Here is a 17,158-nt window from a genome sequence, read left to right as displayed (position 1 = left end):
TTTTTCACCATGCTCCTTTTGCGATAAAAACCATACTGTTAAACTAAATTCATGTCGTTTTTGGTCATCATCCTTACAAGTTCTTCAAAGGAAATGCTAGGTTTCCATCCTAGTATATCTCTGGCTTTTGAGGGGTCACCGACAAGTAAGTTTGCTTCGACAGGTCTGTAAAATGCGGGATCGATCTCCACTAAAGTTCTTCCGTTTGAGGCATCCTTACCGACTTCATTGAGTCCTTTTCCTTCCCACTTTATTTCTATATTCACTTCTCTGAAAGCAAATTCAACAAGCTCTCTCACTGAGTGAGCTTCTCCAGTTGCAATAATATAATCATCTGGTTTATCCTGTTGGAGCATGAGCCACATGGCTTTAACGTAGTCTCCTGCAAATCCCCAATCGCGTTTGGCATTGAGATTTCCAAGGTATAGTTTATCCTGCAATCCTTTTTTTATTCGGACTGTGGCCTTTGTGATTTTTCTAGTTACAAAATTTTCTGGGCGTATCGGAGACTCGTGATTGAATAAAATTCCGTTGCAGGCGAAAATGTTATAGGCTTCTCTATAATTTACACAAATCCAGTGAGCATAGAGCTTGGAAACTGCATAGGGACTTTTTGGATAAAAGGGAGTACTTTCTCTTTGTGGAACTTCTTGGGAATTACCAAATAATTCCCCTGTTGAAGCCTGGAAAAATCGCGTTTTTCTTTCAAGCCCAAGAGTCTGTATTATTTCCAGAATTTTTAACGGGACTAGGGCATTGGTAAGTGTAGTATATTCAGGCTTTTCAAAGGAAACTTTTACATTGCTTTGAGCAGCGAGGTTGTATATCTCGTCAGGCTTTACCTCTTGAATGATTTTAAATAATTCCGCATAATCTGTTAAATCACTATAGTGTACATAAATTTCTTTTTCGTTCTTAATGTCTGCCTGAGGGGATCCTCTTCTAATCCCATGTACAATGTAGCCCTTCTTTATTAAGAGCTCAGAAAGATATTTTCCATCTTGGCCGTTTATGCCTGTAATCAGTGCAATCTTTGCCAGTTTACTCATCTCTACCATCAACTCTCTATTACAGGACTAATTTCTAGACTTGTGATCAAGTTTCTCTTCGCTTTTTCTCCTACTATACATGATCCAGGTGGCTTTCCAAATTGACAAAATGTTTTTAATCCTCAGATAAGCAAAGTAATCTGATTCTTTTGTGTCATTGAAAAAAATCCCTCTCTTCAGTATACATCTCAAACCACATAATCTTAAACTCTTCCATAAGTTCTCAGATTTGTATTTCAATAATCTTTAGTGAGTTTTCCCCGGAATTTCTAGACTCAGGCAGGTTGTCGATAACAATTTCAAGTTTAATTTTCCTATTAAGTTTCTGCTGCGAGATTTGTAAATAACTATTTTTAATTTTTATAAAAACACCTTCTGATTATTTAAATTCTTTGGTTTCTATCTTTATGCCACCATTGCGTTAATTTTTTATTGAATTCTCTAGTTTGGAACTTTTCTATAAGGTATTTGGAGCTCTTGCTGTATCTATACTGATTTTATAAAAAAGTATCATCGATACATTCTGATTGGGGAACCCTCCGATTTGCCGAATAAATATTTTCTTGTAACTATATTACTTACCCAAAGTCAATTGAATGATATTAATTTTGATCTGTCAGGTAACTGTGATTATTAATCATCAAAAAAGAAATACACAATCAACAACACCAATAATTAGCGAAAATTAGCTCCGATCAGTTTGTCCATCAAATATTGATCATAAAGGCCATTGATATTGTTTTTCTCAATTGAAAAATACACTCCTTCAGGTGTAAAAGATTATCTATGAGAAGGAAGAAATCCATTTGGAGAGATTTGTGTCATGTTCTAACTTTGTTAATTCCATTTTTTTACTTGGTGAACAGGACGACTGAAAAAAGGCTATTTCTTTTTACCTTTCACACTATTAATTTTAGGTTCCATTGCAGATAAGTTGTAGTAATGGTACCTTTAAATTCTAGATACTTCGGCTTCCCTAGGTTTATTCCCAGGGGTATAAGTATACAACTGCAGGCTTCTGTAATAGATTCTACGATTTTCATAGATTTTAATAACTCTTCCTTAAATTGATTTGGTGTTTGTAGTTGGATTGGTTTATGGCTATACTCATAGGTACCCAGTTCGTGGCCAGCCTCATGAATACGCAAAATTAACTCCGGGTGGCGTTAAGCTGCATACCCTAATACGAAAAATGCAGCTTTTGTATTCCCCAAAATGGACAATAGCCTTTCAGTACTGGCTATCCTCCATCTTACTCCTCAATTCTCACGTTTTTCCAGCAAATCTTCAAAGAATTTTTCTCTACTAAAATCCTAAAATATTTATGTCAAATTATCCACTTTTCATCTTTATTTGTCCAGTTTTTTGGATGCTTAATTTTCAAAGATGCTTTATACCGTTGTCAGGTTAATTGGATTTCTTGAACTGCTATGCTCAATTCCCTGCTATCTTCGTTTTTTAACTCTGGAATATCACATGGTCTGTCAGCACTCTCTGGAACATGCAGACTAATGAGATTTTCGCCTTTCTTTAAGTTTATTGGAATAGATATACTGGAAGAATCTATACTGATTATTTGTCTATCTTCAAGGGTTTCACCATTGTAGATCTCCAGTGTTCTTGGACGGTAGAAACTGGATGCCTCAATATTTAATGTAGCATTTTTAGCATTATCTGAATGAATTAGTATTGTAGCGTTATTTGATATCCATCTGGTAGGTTCTCCATTCATTTCTTCCAGCGAATTCCATCCATCTTTTAAAACCATAAACGACTTTAAAGGTTCTTTTTTGACATGATATACAATTAGAGAATCTTTTTCGTACGTTTTCCTTTCTGTGCTGAGTGCTTTCTGTATCAGCTTTTCGGCCAAGTTAATTTCACTGTCGTTCATATAATCTGTATGCAAAACAATATACGATATGTTATAATAGTTTAAAATCGACGTTCCGATTTGATCCACATCCTGGTCTAGGATATCAGCAGTAAATGGTTGCAGGTAGGTTAATTCTCTTACCACAGGTGTATTTAATTCAAAATCTCTTGCAGTAGATGGGTATCTGGCAGCCCAGTTACCTACGACAGGCTTTCCATGTATTGTCTGGTAGTAAATGATAGTTACACCTGCTTCATAATCCTGAGTTCCAGGTATTTCAAGTAGTGCGTAATTGTCTTTATCTTGTGAGATCTCTTTGTAAAACGATGGTTCGTTGACTTCTGACATCGGTATCGGAATTGCCAGATACTCAAAAATTATTAAACTGCTTATAACAACTGCAGTCACCTTTTTCTTACTTTTGTTAGTCTTTAGTAATTCTGAAACTCCATAACCCGTCAAAACTGCGAATGAGAGAGACGCGATTACAAAAAATCTTCCAGTTGTTCTGCAATTATCCAGAAATGGAATCAAATAATACAAAACCAAATGTGGAAGAGGGACACTAGTATTGAATTCTGTAAATGACGTATTACCATTTATATGTAGAAGTGGGCCAAGACTGATTAATGAAAAAAACAATGCAGATATCGACCAGAATTTTACATTTTTGTTTCCCTTCAGTCTGTGAGCTGCAAATAAAGAGAGTAAGATTACCGTGTATCCAATAAAAGTTGTATTTTCACTGGTATTTCCTGAAAAATTGCTGTAAATGTCTGTCGTGAAACTACCAAACACTGGATGTAAAACCGATGGAAGAAAAAAGCTCAGTAAATCAGCTGAGTACATTACAGCTTCAAACGGGTCTAATCTCAAAAAATTTTCACTAGATGTTGCTGTTAAAATGTTTTCAAGTGTGAGTGGTATTAAACCTATGAAAGAGATAACTCCAAATAAAGTGTACTTGTAAAAGATTCGCCTCAATATCTCTTTATAATCCTTTTTTTCTTTTCTTAAGCAAATATACGTTTCATATACAAATAATAACATCACAAAAATTCCCATGAATACCATGTATTGAAGGTCACTCATGGCTACGAGAATAAAGAATATCCCTGCAAAAAAACTGTTTCTAGTTCCTCCTTCTTTAAACATTTTCATTAAATATAGGGCACAGAAAGGTATCCACTCAATACTAGTTGCCCCAAAATGACCAAAAGAATGTACAAAATGATACGGTGAAAATGCAAATACAAGTCCGGCTATTAATGAAGAAGTTCTGTCCTTAGTTAAATATTTCACAAGTAAGTATGTACCGTATGCACCAAAAATGAACGAGGATAACCATAGTATATTGTATACTATATGAATGTCTATCAGACTGGATAATACCCATGTAAGTATCTGATTAAACGCTGACTGGAAAGGGGACGCTGGTATCCCATCTGGATAGAATATCAAGTAGTCATGTGTTAATCTTGTAAGATCATGGTTGAATATGGCTACTGGCATGTACCAGAGTATTCTTATCCAGTGAAATGCATCTCCCCCTCCCGGGATATGTGTGGTTATTTTAAAGACCACAGGATAGGTGAGTATAGAGGTTATTAAAGTGTATAGTATTAAGACTCCAGCATGTTCTTTCAAATTTTTTTTCTGAAAATTAAATATTTGGCTATTAATTAAACCTTTTTTTAGCCACTTCTGCGTACCAGATGTCATTGTACCTCGCAAGGGTAAAAATTTATTATTTCTAATTGTCTTTCTGATCAGCCTCTAACTAGCTACTTCAGAAATTAATATTATTATATAGTTTATAGATCTTGCTTATAAATCTTTTTTACAACACTTTCTTTTATAATCTTTTTTATAGTACTCATTTTTATATTTCTGAGTTTTGTAAAGATTTTAATTATGCTGTTAAATGAGTTATGTTGTTAGATGAGTTATGCTGTTAAATGAATTAATATTTTGAATCCTGCTGAAAGTCTTAAGTAATTTTATTCTTATCTTTTTAAGTGAATCTATAGTTTTTTCTATCTGTTATTTTTTATTTTCTGCACAATACCATTGTCCATGGAAATGGTTTTTTTAACTCCACCACATCAAACTGTGTTTCTATTAATTTTACAAACTCTCCTGAGCTCCAATTCTGTACATGTTCAATATCATTCCCAAAACGCGTGAGGTTTTTACCTCTTAAGAAGTTCATTATGCGGAAGTAAGGCTCGTTGGGTACACTGAGTATGCAGTAATCTTTAGATATTCTTTTGATTTCCTTAAGAGCTCTATCAGGATTTTCAAGGTGCTCCAGGACTTCTGTTGCAATTACAAGGTCAAAACTGTTTTTTTTGAATGATAGGTCATATATGCTTCCTGTGCAAAAATTGCATCCGGGATTTTTTTGTTTTGCGATACTCAGTGCCTTCTTTGAGATATCCACACCTGTAATATCTGGCCGGTTTAAATTATTAACAATAAATCCTTCTCCACAGCCTATGTCGATGATGCGTTTTAAATCTTCTAATGGAGCTATAGTTTCACTCAAATCTTTCATAAATTTGGATATGACTATCCCCATTAGTGGATTTTTTGAAGTATACTTTTTATAATTTCCACTGTCTGAATTTCGATTCATCTCAATCCCATATATAACTATTTTTGAAATCCTGATATTGATCTTTAGTAAGCGAGTTACTTTTTAACTCGTTCATTTTTCTGTCAACTCGCTGTATTGTTCGAAGAATTTTTAATCTTTAAAACCTGATTTTTTAATATTTTTTCCTCAAAGTAAGTAGAAATCCAAGTAGTGCAGGTGATAGGGATGTTAAAAAATAAAGAATTATAGGACATGAGAATCCATAGGCTGAGTTCTCATTTAACATCTTAAAGATAATAACACTTGCAAACTCCCTTATTCCAAATCCTGATATGGATATTGGAACGTTCCCTAAAACTACAATTATCGGCAGGGAAAAAGTAAGAATATTACTTAAATCTGGACTTAGTGATTTTATTACTATCCAGTATACAATTAGGTTTAAGATATAATATCCAAAAGTTAATGAAAAAACAAAAAACACTGCTTTTTTGTTTCCTGTAATTTCCCTAATTGTTTTCATATAATTTTCTGTGTATTCCTTCCTTTTGGATAAGCTCTTAAATACAAAGTTTACTATCCTCTCGTTCATTATGAAAGTTATTCCTGCAGTAAAGAGCAGAACGACTAATATCATTAAATAAATCAGATTTCTGTCTTTAAAAAAGAGAGCAATTGATATAATACTCAATATTATCAGGCAGATAATGTCTATTACCCTGTCTATTATTACAGTGGGGATACTCCTTGATTTTTCAGTATCCAGATAGAATGATCTTGAAACCTCTCCTGCCCTTCCAGGAGTAAGCGCCCCATAGAACGTACCTATCAAGATTATCTCAAGTGACCGTTTTAAGGGGATTTGGACATTTATACAATCAAGCAGTTCCTGCCATTTTCTTGCTTTTATCAAGTACATCAGCGAAATAAAGGGCAGTGAAAGGGAAAGTAATGCCAGATCCATTTGAGTAAAGGTTTCATAAATTGCCTTCAGGTCAAGTTTGCTTATCAGGTAAAGCATTAAACCTGAAGTAACTGCAATTTTACCTGCCGTTTTCCAGTTCATAACTATCGTACTTTATAATATAATCATCGTTATTTCTCGAGTTTGTTATCAGTTCTCCTATCAGACCAAGGGAAATAAACTGAGCTCCAATGACTATGAGTAAGATTCCGAGCATGAGAAGAGGCCGATCTCCTATTTTTATTCCTGTTACCCATAAAGTCATTAAGTATAAGGATATGATCACTCCAGATAATCCGAGAAGAATTCCTATGCCTCCAAAAACATGCAGAGGCCTTTTTTTGTACATCATCAGAAATGTGACTGTTATGAGGTCCAGAAACCCTTTCAATAGCCTTTCGGCCCCATACTTTGATTCTCCATGTATTCTCGGGTGATGTTCGACTTCAATCTCTCCTACGGTATAACCTTTCCAGTAAGCAAGAGCCGGGATGTAACGATGAAGCTCTCCATACAAATTTATATTTTTTACAACATACTTATTGTATGCTTTATACCCGCAGTTGAAGTCGTTAATTTTGACCCCTGTTATGAGTCGAGTTAACCAGTTAAAGAATCTGGAAGGCACAGTTTTTGAAATAGGGTCATGCCTTTTGCTTTTCCAGCCGGAAACCATATCGTATTTTTTTAGTTCTTCTAGAAATCTGGGAATCTCTTTAGGATCGTCCTGTAGATCCCCATCAAGGGTGATGACAATATCTCCTTTTGCTTTTTTAAATCCGCAGGAAAGAGCTGCGGCCTTTCCATAATTTCTCTGAAATCTTACAACTTTAACTTTAGAATCTTTAATACTTTTTATTTTTTCAAAGGTATTATCTGTAGATCCATCGTCAACAAAAATTAGTTCATATGTTTTTTCAATTATTGAAAGAGTATTATATAATTTCTCGTATAACTCTAGTATATTTTCCTCTTCATTATGGACTGGGACTATAATTGATAGATGGGGTTTATTAGACATACATAATCCTCTGGAATAGAATGCACTCCTGCAAGAATGTTGGAGTTTCTACTGCATAAATTACTTCTGTTTCATGAATTTCTAGGAGTTTTAACTGATTTTTCGAGTTGTATATATTTAAGATGTATATACATGTCCATTACTCATAAAAAATATAATTGTGTTGATTACTGCTTATGAGTTACTTAATTGGGAGCGCTGTCCAGTAATCCTAATTATATAATTCCAGAATAGTGCATCAGCAGAGCAATCCAAACTATCTGTTCTCAGGATATCAAAATATAATTACAAAATTTACCTATTCTCCCCTATCCCTACTAAATAACATAGATAGGAATTTAATTATTTTTCTGACTCTCGCTGTTTTTCATAGGTTGAAAATAATTACTCCAGTAAAATATGTTTACTTAAGTAGATAAATATCGTCTTAAACATGATTTTCAAACAAAGACTTTTCAAATCTTAATCTATTTAGAACTTAAACATAATATCAGCTATTCAAATAAAGACATTACCAGCTATTTAAATAAAGACATAACAGAAATATCCTAAAATAGAAACTTTCTACGTTTATTTGAATAATTTGTTTGTGTTTGAACAATTTGTTTGTGTTAGAACTCACTTGCGTTAGAGGTGCTTGAATCAGAACCACTGATGTCCTATTTAAACAAGAAACCTCCGACCTTTTTATGCAGAGAAACTCAGTGTTAATTTCTTCTTACACAGGCTTCAAACACCAATTGAATATTTTTAACTATTTCTTCCCAGTCATGGTTTTCAGCTTTCTGCAATGCGGCTTCTGAAGTTTTTGTGTTCCCTGAGGGCTTCCCAATCGTTTTTACCACGGCTTTTGCAATCTCCCCTTCATCAAGCTCTACAATAAACCCGTCAACTCCATCTTCAACAAGTCCCTGTGCGGCATTATACTTTGCCTTTACCGTAACCACAGGTACCCCGCAGGCAAAAGCCTCAATAACTACCATCCCGAATCCCTCCCGGCTTGAAGGAAGAACAAGCACTTTTGAAGCCTTGATTTTCCCGATTAATGCTCCATATTCCTGAAAACCTGCAAAATCGATATTTTCGTAAACCTTGGTTTTCTTTGCGAGTTCTACCAGTGCTGCTTTTTCAGGTCCGTCCCCTACAATGCAGCACCTGATGTCTGGAAAATCGGCTTTAAGAAGAGCTACAGCTTTAATCAGTAGGTCAACATTTTTTTCCTTTATAAGCCTGCCTGCAAAAATTATATCATAAATTTTACTTTCAAGACCCACAGGGGATTTTCCTACTTCGGTTTCAATCTCGGAAATCTTTTTAAGGTCTATCCCGTTAGGGATAACCGTAATTCTTTTTCCAGGCACCCCGAGTCCCTCAAGCCTATCCTTTGTCCAGCTCGAAACCGCAATATTATTCTCTGATAACCTCGAGACCGCTTTCTCGACCAATTGTCCAAAAATTCCTGCCCCTCCTAAATATTCATACCAGTAATCATCCCATACCTCGTGCCAGGTAAATACTAAAGGTATTTTTTCCAGAATTGAGATTGCTTTTACTGTAAAACAGGAAAAATAGGGAAAGACACTCACGTCTATTAGGTCAAAGTTTTCTTTCCTTAGCCTCGGAAACAATTTCGCAGCGAAGATTATTGCCTCGGAGATCGAACGCCTGCCGTTTACATACAGGTCTCGAGCTTTGCAGACACCGTGAAGGGTCATGCCTTCATAATCGAAGGTATCTTTCCCCTCCCACCATTTGACTCCGAAAATGTGTACTTCATGTCCTTGGTCTGAGAGCCGTTTTCCCAGCTCATGGATGCGCATTTCTGCGCCGCCTTTGACCCATGGATATACAGCATCGTACACGAAGGCGATTTTCATTGCATCACTTACCAGTCGGTGTCCACTTCAAGGAGCATTACGCTCAGGAGAATTGCCGAAAAAATCAGCTGAAGCCCGATAAAGGCAAGAATCATTGAAATAACTGCATTTCTCACTTCCGAGAGAGAGCCGTATCCTGAGCTGATCCAGGTATATACTACTTTTAGCCCGAGCAGAAGGCCTGCAGCGAGTATGATTGAACCTGCAAGTAGTTCTTTTTCAAGAGAATGGTAATCCAGCAATTTTGCAGTGTGTCCCTTATTATTGGGATACATGCCGCGGACAAGACCATATGTTTTCAGATAGGCGCCAGTAGATAGGGTCTGTCCTCCGAGGATTAGAAGCATACAGCCTAAAATAAAGGAATGCAATCTGTTTTCTGTGGCATCTCCGTTAAGCAGGAGAGAACCTGTTATCAGGGCTCCAAGGACAAAAACCACAGCTCCAGGCAGAAAAAGAAACGGCAGAGGACGGTATAGCATCATAAACCTCATATGCCGCCAGCCGTCCTGAAATGAACGCAGTTTGGAGGGCGCTTTACGTGAGTAATAAGTTATGGGGACTTCTCTAATTCTCAGCCCAGCTTTTGCAGCTTCGATTACCATCTCTGATGCAAGTTCCATGCCGTGAGTTTTAAGGTCCATTTTTCCCAGGGCTTCTTTTGTAAAAGCTCGCATCCCGCAATGAGCATCCGAAATTTTCGTCTTGAAAAGGAAATTCAACACTGCTGTCAGGAAAGGATTGCCTATATACTGATGCAGCCAGGGCATAGCTCCTTTTTTAATGTTGCCTTTAAGCCTGGTGCCCATTATAAAATCCGCTTCTCCTGCCATAAGCGGATCCAGGAATTTATCAAGCTCAAGCAGGTCATAGGTGTTATCGGCATCGGCAATAGCAATATAATCTCCTTTTGCTTCGGCCAGTCCTTTGAGGTAAGCGTTTCCGTAACCTTTTATCGGACCTATTACCCTTGCACCCATAGACGCTGCAATCTCTGCAGTCCTGTCTGACGAATTGTCAACAACTATTATCTCCCCTTCTATACTATATTTTTTGAATATAGACTGAGATTTCTCTATACAAATTCGGATGGTTTCTTCTTCATTCATGGAAGGCATTACGATAGAAAGAGAGGGCATGTCCAGCCTATACAGCATTTAGCCTAATAACTATTTTGATACATCTCATCTCTCAGAAATATGTAGCTCTGAAATTTATTTATTAAATAATTCTCAGAAGGATAAGAAGGTAAAACAGGGATGCAGGATCAGGAATACAAGATCAAGAAAGGAAACAGAATCGGAAATCAAGAGTAAAAGACCAAGAAACCAAGAACAGAAGACAAGAAAGAGAAAATTAACTTTTGCTAACAAGCTATATAAGGCATCAGATAACTATTTTAAGAAGGGACTGGATTTTTTCGGGAATTACCAATCCACTTTATATGTGGTTGAGAGCGCTTTACTTGCGTTTCAATTGGTTTTAATGGAGGTCTTAAACAAATGGTTAAGGTAAACGTGATATTCCATAGTATTCATGGTCACATTTACAAAATGGCAGAAGCTATAGCTGAGGGAGCAAGAGAAGTCGAAGGAGCTGAAGTAGAGATTTATCAGGTGCCTGAAACTCTGCCTTACGAAGTTTTGGAAAAAATGGGGGCAATCGAGACAAAGAATCTTTTTGCTCATATTCCTGTGGTAACCCGGAGCATGTATGAAGATGTGTTTGCAGGAGCTGATGCCCTTATTTTTGGGACACCTACACGTTATGGAAATATGACTGCCCAGATGCGTACAGTTTTTGACGGCCTTGGAGGGCTATGGAGTAGAGATGCTCTTGTTGGAAAGATAGGGAGTGTCTTTACTTCCAGTGGAACACAGCATGGAGGCCAGGAATCTACAATCCTCACGACGCATGTTACCCTACTTCATCTCGGAATGATCATTGTTGGACTTCCATATTCCGAAACTCGGCAGAGGAGGATGGATGAGATTACAGGCGGCAGTCCTTACGGAGCTTCAACAATTGCAGGAACGGATGAAAGCCGCCAGCCGTCAGAAAATGAGCTTGCAATGGCTCGGTATCAGGGTAGATATGTAACCCAGATTGCAAAAAAACTTTCTGGGCGATAAATAGTTATTAAAGATAGTTGACGCAAGTAATCAAACTATAAATATAATATTTCTTTTATATTTTCCTTGAATAGGATGAATGTACTTGATAGTTGATCTACAACTCTGCATACGACTAAAAATAAAAAAATTGGAAAACGTTTCCCTTTGTAAGGGAGTTCTCCGCATTTTTAAGTTTTGACCTTACAAACGCTCAACAAGACTCAAGAAGGCCTACACCTCTGGATTCAAGTTTATCCTGAGCTTTTGTCAGACATGCCAGGGTACAGTAAATTGCCTTTTCCTCAGCCTTTTTAAGGACAAAGAATTCTTTCCCACAAACAGGGCATTTTTTTTTCACGTAAGACATTGTAAACACGTGCTCTCTGTATTTAAGAAATTTTTTAATATTTTTTACAAGGCATTACTAAAATAGCACAATAAAATATAAACTTTCTTATCAAGCTTGTATATATTTTTATTAAGAAATTAATATAAATTTCATTTGGTAAGTACCTGTATTGGATAAAAAACGTATACTAAGAAATAGATGTTGGCTTAGAGGGATCTTAAAAATTAATAGTCTTTATATCTAAATCGTTTGTACCAAATCGATTCGAATACTTCCTTATTCCTGTGATGATTAGACAAGATCTTAGATATAAGTTACTGAAACACACAATAAGAAAAGTAAATTTCAAATCTGGCAAAATAAGGAGAATGTTCTTTTTGTCAGATTTGATCCAAATATTCACTACTGAGCTACAATTAACTGAGTTTTACCTTCTTATATAGAGAAACACTCCAAGAAGTCCTAGTATCCCGTAAATCATTTCAAACCCAGGCGCTTTTGTGCTTTCGTTGTCAGAAGTATCTGGGCTTTGAGTCTGCTCAGGTATCTGTTCAGCATTTGTTTCTGTACTTCCGTTATTTTGTTCGAGGTCCTGAGTGTCAGGTTCGGACTGTGTTTCATCTACAGCTTCTTCGGCTGCGGGTTTACCTGTTATTGAAAAGGTGGAGTATCCTGGGGTTTCGGCCGTGAAATAAAGATATTCATCATCTTCACTCGTTAGGCTTGTTGGGAGTGGATCCCATTCCATATCATTGTACATATTGAGGGTGATAGAAGGCTGGTCAATATTTTTATCCTGTATCCAGGATTTTTCAACCTTGAAAGAGACAACTGCATTTTCGATATTATCTGGAGTTGCAAATCCGCTGTTTCCTACCCAGATATTTATAGATTTGTAGACCTCGTCAGAAGGCAACTCTGACACCAGATCGGATTTTTCTTTCAGCATCTCGGCTATAGCTGTTGTCTTTCCAACGGTCTTTTTTGAATCAAAGATAATGCCTACGACAGGAGTAGCGCTGTCTGAGAAATTGAACGTAACAGAATTTCCACTTGAGACAAACGTCTGTGATATCTGTTTAGTCTCAACATTACTTTGAGGTTCAGGAGACCCACCGACACTACCACCGCTACTGTGACTGCTTCCTCCACTACTGCTGTGGCTACTGCCGCTGGAAACACTTTCCTCCATTACATTTATTGTATCAACTGTTGAGTCATTTCCACCTTCGTTGCTCACTGTCAGTGTTACTGTATAGTCTCCTGCTAAGGAATAATTATGTATTGGATTCTGCTCGGTTGAAGTATTTCCGTCTCCAAAGTCCCAGTTCCATCCCTCAGCATCTTGCGATAGGTCAGTAAATTGGACAGAATATGGTGCACCAATCATAGTATCAACGTTGAACTCTGATTCTGGGGCACTTATTTCCGGATTCGGTTCACCCTGCGCAACTATTTCTTGAGTTTTTGTGCTCCAGCCACTTTTGTTTTTAACTATCAGAAGAGTAGTATAGTCTCCTGCTATAGAGTAATTATGCGTCGGGTTTCTCTCTTTTGATGTATTTCCATCCCCAAAGTTCCAGTACCAGGAAGTTGCGCCTGTACTGTTGTCAGTAAATGCTACTTCTAATGGTGCACTTCCGAAGGTGGGAGATGCAGAGAACTCTGCAACTGGCAGGCTTAAATTATTATTATTGGCAGTTACATAAGCTACCTTAGTAAGTATGTCACTTCCTTCAGGTCCCCATACAGACAATGTAACATTATAGACACCAGGCTTTTTAAAATTATGATGAGTTGTTAGAGGTGCAGAGCTGTAAGTAGTAGCGTCTGTTTCTACATTTTTAAATACCCAATACCAGTTAGTGACATTCCCGGTAACATTACCAGTAAATCTAGTATAGAGTATAACACTTCCATTTGTAACGTTAGAAGAAAAATCATTAATTGTTACGTTGCCTGCCGCTAAAGCTGTAGGCATTAGAAGTATAAATAGTACTAATAAAACCATAGGTAAAAGACATTTTTTCATATGTAATTCTCCTTGGACTAGCGTACTTGATGTGCAAAATAAAGCAAGAGCAAGTTTATCCTGAACATCAGGATTTAGGCAGCTTGAATTTTCATGCCGCTGATTCTAGCTCGGTTGCTTAAGTCCTATTTTGTTTTTCTTGTCTGCTGGCTATTTGCCATTTGACAGTCCCAAAATTGACTGACTTATATATAAATTTATTTTTTAGAGTCCTCAAAAAAGTATCAATTTTTTAGGAGCTATTTATCCTCATTTTATAGATTAAATGGATTGATAGGAGTTTCATGGTTAAATAACAAGTAATAACTATTTTATCTTACGTTTAAAGGTTTTATTTTCCTCTAATTTTGAATTTAATATTTTTTATTCCTTTTTTTATGCACAAAACATTTTATATGGCGAAAAACAAACCTTGAAGCCTTAATTATAAAGATTTAGTTTATAAATATTAAAGATTCAATTCATCTCAAATATCATTTTAAAACCTACTAGAAATTAGTTTCTTAGAAACCAAATCTTAAAGGTGTAATTTTGGGAGAAGGTCTTTGGATATGTACTTATTAATTAAATAAGGAGTATAAACCCTGAATTCAAACTTCTGATTCAGGGGGCACGATAACTCCGTAAAAATCCAAATAAGTTCTTCCTCAAAGATACAATACTTTTTGATTAAGTAAATATTCAACCCGCCCAAGGTAATGATGGTTCTGTTGAGATTAATGTTGTTATTTTCCAGCCAGCGAAAAGTTCAGGTGAGGTACCTTTTTGGTACTGTCTTTAAACGTTAATCAATAGTTAACTTTCTTTCTACAGGCTCTTTTAAGTAAGGAATTTTTAAGGCTAAAATCCAGTTCTTGCTAAAATCCAGTTCTTATAAGATTTTTTAAATTTGGTTTTTAAATAATTCTTTATACTAAACTATTTTAGGTAATACTTTCATTTCTCGTGATGGGTAAGAAGGAGAATTCAACCTGATGGAATCAATATATTTTGAGAGATGGGTTGGATTTTACGTACCTGAGTTATTGTTAAATTACGGGGTAGTGGAAATTCAAAGGAAAGCAGGAGGTATCCGAAGTTAGGCCGCTAATTTTCGGAAATGGAAGAATCCTGGTTTGTGAAGATGAAAAAGGAATTATAAGGGATATTTATTTTCCATATGTAGGGCTTGAAAATCATGGTAACTCGATAAAGGTTGGCATATGCGATCTTGATTCCCTTTATTGCAGCTGGCTTGAAAACTGGAAAATCCGACAAAGATATAAATCCGAGTTTAAGGCAGACTTCTGTAGGCGTCTTCTTGAAACCTATGGAGAGCTTAGGGAAACTCTACAAGGGAAAGACGGTACTCATGAGGGCAACCAGGAAATTCCGGAGGTCTGCAGGGGAGTTGTCTCGAATATAGGAGATACGGTGTTCGAAAATTCCGAAATAGGGCTCAGAATTACGGTCTGGGAAGCTGTCCATCCTTCGGTAAATATTTTTTATAGGATTTTTGAGGTCATGAATATCTCAAATAAATCCAAACATCTGCGCCTTTTCTCAAACCAGAACTACAGGATTCTTGAGACCAAAATTGGGGAGACTGCTGTAATTGATAAACATACGCTCATCCATTACAAGCGCGACCGTTATTTCCTGCACGCAAGTGACCCTGTATTTGACCAGTATGCAGTTGGGACTGCAGAATGGAAAGAGTTTGAGGGTACCTGGAGAGATATGGAAAATGACGCTTCACTTAGCGGTAACCCTGTTGCCCACGGCTCGGTAGATTCCACCCTTGGCTGGACTCTTCCAGAACTAAAGCCGGGAGAATCGACAAGGGTACACTACTGGATTGTTCTTGGGAAAAAGTACTGCAGCGTTCTTCAGATACATAAACAGGTAAAGGAAGCCGGAAGAAAAGCCCTCTTCCATCTTAACTTCAATTTCTGGAATTCATTTATTGAGAGAGTATCCATCCTCCCGGAATTTTCCCGGATGCCTCAGCTTCCTCAGAATGTCTTAAAGTGCTTTTACAGGAGCCTCCTTGCAGTTGTCTCCCACATGGATATTACAGGCTCGATAATTGCCTCCTGCGATTCGGATATAAAGCAATTCGGAGCAGACCTTTACACCTATTGCTGGCCAAGGGATGCAGCCTGGGTTTGCCTTGCACTCGATAGGGCTCGGTATCATCACCTGAGTACTGAGACATTTGAATTTTTCTCAAAAACCATCACCCCCAGAGGTAACTTCCTTCACAAGTACACGCCTGCTGGAGATTTCGGGAGCACATGGCATCCTATCCCTATGATTCAGATAGATGAGACAGGGCTTCCTCTTTATTCACTCTATAACAACTGGGAGATTGCAAAGAGCGTCTGGACAACAGGCAGATATTACAGAAGGCTTGTAATCCCCACAGCTAACTATCTTGTAAAATCAATTGACTTGGAAACAGGCCTTCCAATTTCGAGTTTTGACCTCTGGGAAGAACGAAAAGGCGTGCATACTTACAGCGCTTGTACGGTCTATGCCGGCCTCAATGGGGCCTATGAACTCTCCCGCTCCCTTGGCGATTATGACAACGCAAACGCTTGGAAGGAAGCTGCAGACCTTATCAAGGCATCGATTCTTGAGAAACTTTACGATGACCAACTAACGCGTTTCCGCCGCTCACTTAACGATCCTACTCTTGATTCTTCGGTTTTTGCAGTCTGGTACTTTGGGATTCTCCCACCCGATGATCCCAGAGTCGTCCGGACAATGGAAGCTATTGAACGCGAACTTAAGCGCCCTTCAGGTGGGATTGCCAGGTATCTTCACGACACTTATTTTGGCTATATGAACAGCTGGATTATCTGTACTCTCTGGCTCTCACAATGGCATTCCGCAGTCGGTAACCTTGATCGCGCCCTCGAACTCTTAGACTGGTGCGCAGCTCACGCCCATCCAACAGGCCTTCTGTCCGAACAGATTGATGACAAAGGAAAAACTCTTTCGGTCCTCCCCCTTGCATGGTCCCACTCAGCATACGTCCTCGCAGTTCTCGAATACCTGCAAGCCCTTGAGAAAAAAGAAGGCAGCTCATGCCCTTATCCGGAAAAATAAACGTCATTTAAATGACCACGAAAATACGGAAGATTCTACAATTTCTGTCCCATAAATCAGTCTTCTTGGCTCAACTCGGTATCTTCATTATAATTCAGCCCTCTTGAGCAAAGCGAAAAGGGCCTCGTGCTCCCGAAGCGAAATTCGGGCAGCGAAAAGGGCCCCGTCCTCCCGAGACGGGACT

General features: G+C 37.5%; 11 protein-coding genes and 1 pseudogene. 2 read left to right on the top strand and 10 right to left on the bottom strand.

Going from position 1 to position 17,158, the window contains the following annotated elements; all coding sequences use genetic code 11:
* Positions 1–38 precede the first annotated feature (38 nt).
* From gmd to BP861_RS12160, 8 genes and pseudogenes are all read right to left on the bottom strand, one after another.
* Positions 39–1,040 carry a GDP-mannose 4,6-dehydratase gene (gmd, locus tag BP861_RS12190; protein ID WP_292376070.1) on the bottom strand — a complete coding sequence of 334 codons (1,002 nt, stop codon included), beginning with the start codon at positions 1,038–1,040 and terminating at the stop codon, positions 39–41.
* Positions 1,041–1,948: 908 nt separating this feature from the next.
* A pseudogene (locus BP861_RS16140) lies at positions 1,949–2,203 on the bottom strand (hypothetical protein); the annotation flags it as partial.
* 248 nt (positions 2,204–2,451) lie between these two features.
* Positions 2,452–4,647, bottom strand: a complete 2,196-nt coding sequence (locus BP861_RS12185) for a hypothetical protein (RefSeq protein ID WP_292375892.1) — start codon at positions 4,645–4,647, stop codon at positions 2,452–2,454.
* A gap of 328 nt (positions 4,648–4,975) precedes the next feature.
* Positions 4,976–5,563 (bottom strand): class I SAM-dependent methyltransferase, encoded by a 588-nt coding sequence (locus BP861_RS12180; protein ID WP_292375890.1) that lies wholly within the window; start codon positions 5,561–5,563, stop codon positions 4,976–4,978.
* Positions 5,564–5,696: 133 nt separating this feature from the next.
* Positions 5,697–6,590 carry a lysylphosphatidylglycerol synthase transmembrane domain-containing protein gene (locus tag BP861_RS12175; protein WP_292375888.1) on the bottom strand — a complete coding sequence of 298 codons (894 nt, stop codon included), beginning with the start codon at positions 6,588–6,590 and terminating at the stop codon, positions 5,697–5,699.
* Positions 6,568–7,509 (bottom strand): glycosyltransferase family 2 protein, encoded by a 942-nt coding sequence (locus BP861_RS12170; RefSeq protein WP_292375886.1) that lies wholly within the window; start codon positions 7,507–7,509, stop codon positions 6,568–6,570. The genes BP861_RS12175 and BP861_RS12170 overlap by 23 nt, the downstream gene beginning before the upstream one ends.
* Before the next feature lie 707 nt (positions 7,510–8,216).
* A complete protein-coding gene (locus BP861_RS12165; RefSeq protein ID WP_292375884.1) occupies positions 8,217–9,386 on the bottom strand; it encodes a glycosyltransferase family 4 protein in 1,170 nt (389 codons plus the stop codon).
* Between the two features lie 8 nt (positions 9,387–9,394).
* On the bottom strand, positions 9,395–10,525 hold the full coding sequence (locus BP861_RS12160) for a glycosyltransferase family 2 protein (protein WP_292375883.1): 1,131 nt from the start codon (positions 10,523–10,525) through the stop codon (positions 9,395–9,397).
* 363 nt (positions 10,526–10,888) lie between these two features.
* Between BP861_RS12160 and wrbA the strand changes: the two genes are divergently transcribed.
* Entirely contained in the window at positions 10,889–11,518 is a 630-nt protein-coding gene (wrbA, locus tag BP861_RS12155) for an NAD(P)H:quinone oxidoreductase type IV (RefSeq protein WP_292375881.1), read from the top strand.
* Between the two features lie 193 nt (positions 11,519–11,711).
* Here the strand turns inward: wrbA and BP861_RS12150 are convergent, their stop codons facing one another.
* Together BP861_RS12150 and BP861_RS12145 are read right to left on the bottom strand one after the other, a co-directional pair.
* Positions 11,712–11,867, bottom strand: coding sequence for a hypothetical protein (locus BP861_RS12150; protein ID WP_292375879.1), 156 nt, complete (start codon positions 11,865–11,867; stop codon positions 11,712–11,714).
* 409 nt (positions 11,868–12,276) lie between these two features.
* Positions 12,277–13,881 (bottom strand): PGF-pre-PGF domain-containing protein, encoded by a 1,605-nt coding sequence (locus BP861_RS12145; protein WP_292375877.1) that lies wholly within the window; start codon positions 13,879–13,881, stop codon positions 12,277–12,279.
* A 1,413-nt stretch (positions 13,882–15,294) separates the two neighbouring features.
* Here BP861_RS12145 and BP861_RS12140 point away from each other — a divergent pair.
* Positions 15,295–16,974: a glycoside hydrolase family 15 protein gene (locus BP861_RS12140; protein WP_292375875.1), complete on the top strand. Its 1,680-nt coding sequence runs from the start codon at positions 15,295–15,297 to the stop codon at positions 16,972–16,974.
* Positions 16,975–17,158 lie beyond the last annotated feature (184 nt).

It is taken from the genome of Methanosarcina sp. UBA411 (assembly GCF_002495725.1).
In the GTDB taxonomy this organism is placed as follows: Archaea; Halobacteriota; Methanosarcinia; order Methanosarcinales; family Methanosarcinaceae; genus Methanosarcina.
Note: the sequence above shows the minus strand (reverse complement) of the source record. Positions and strands in the feature narration are given on the sequence as shown.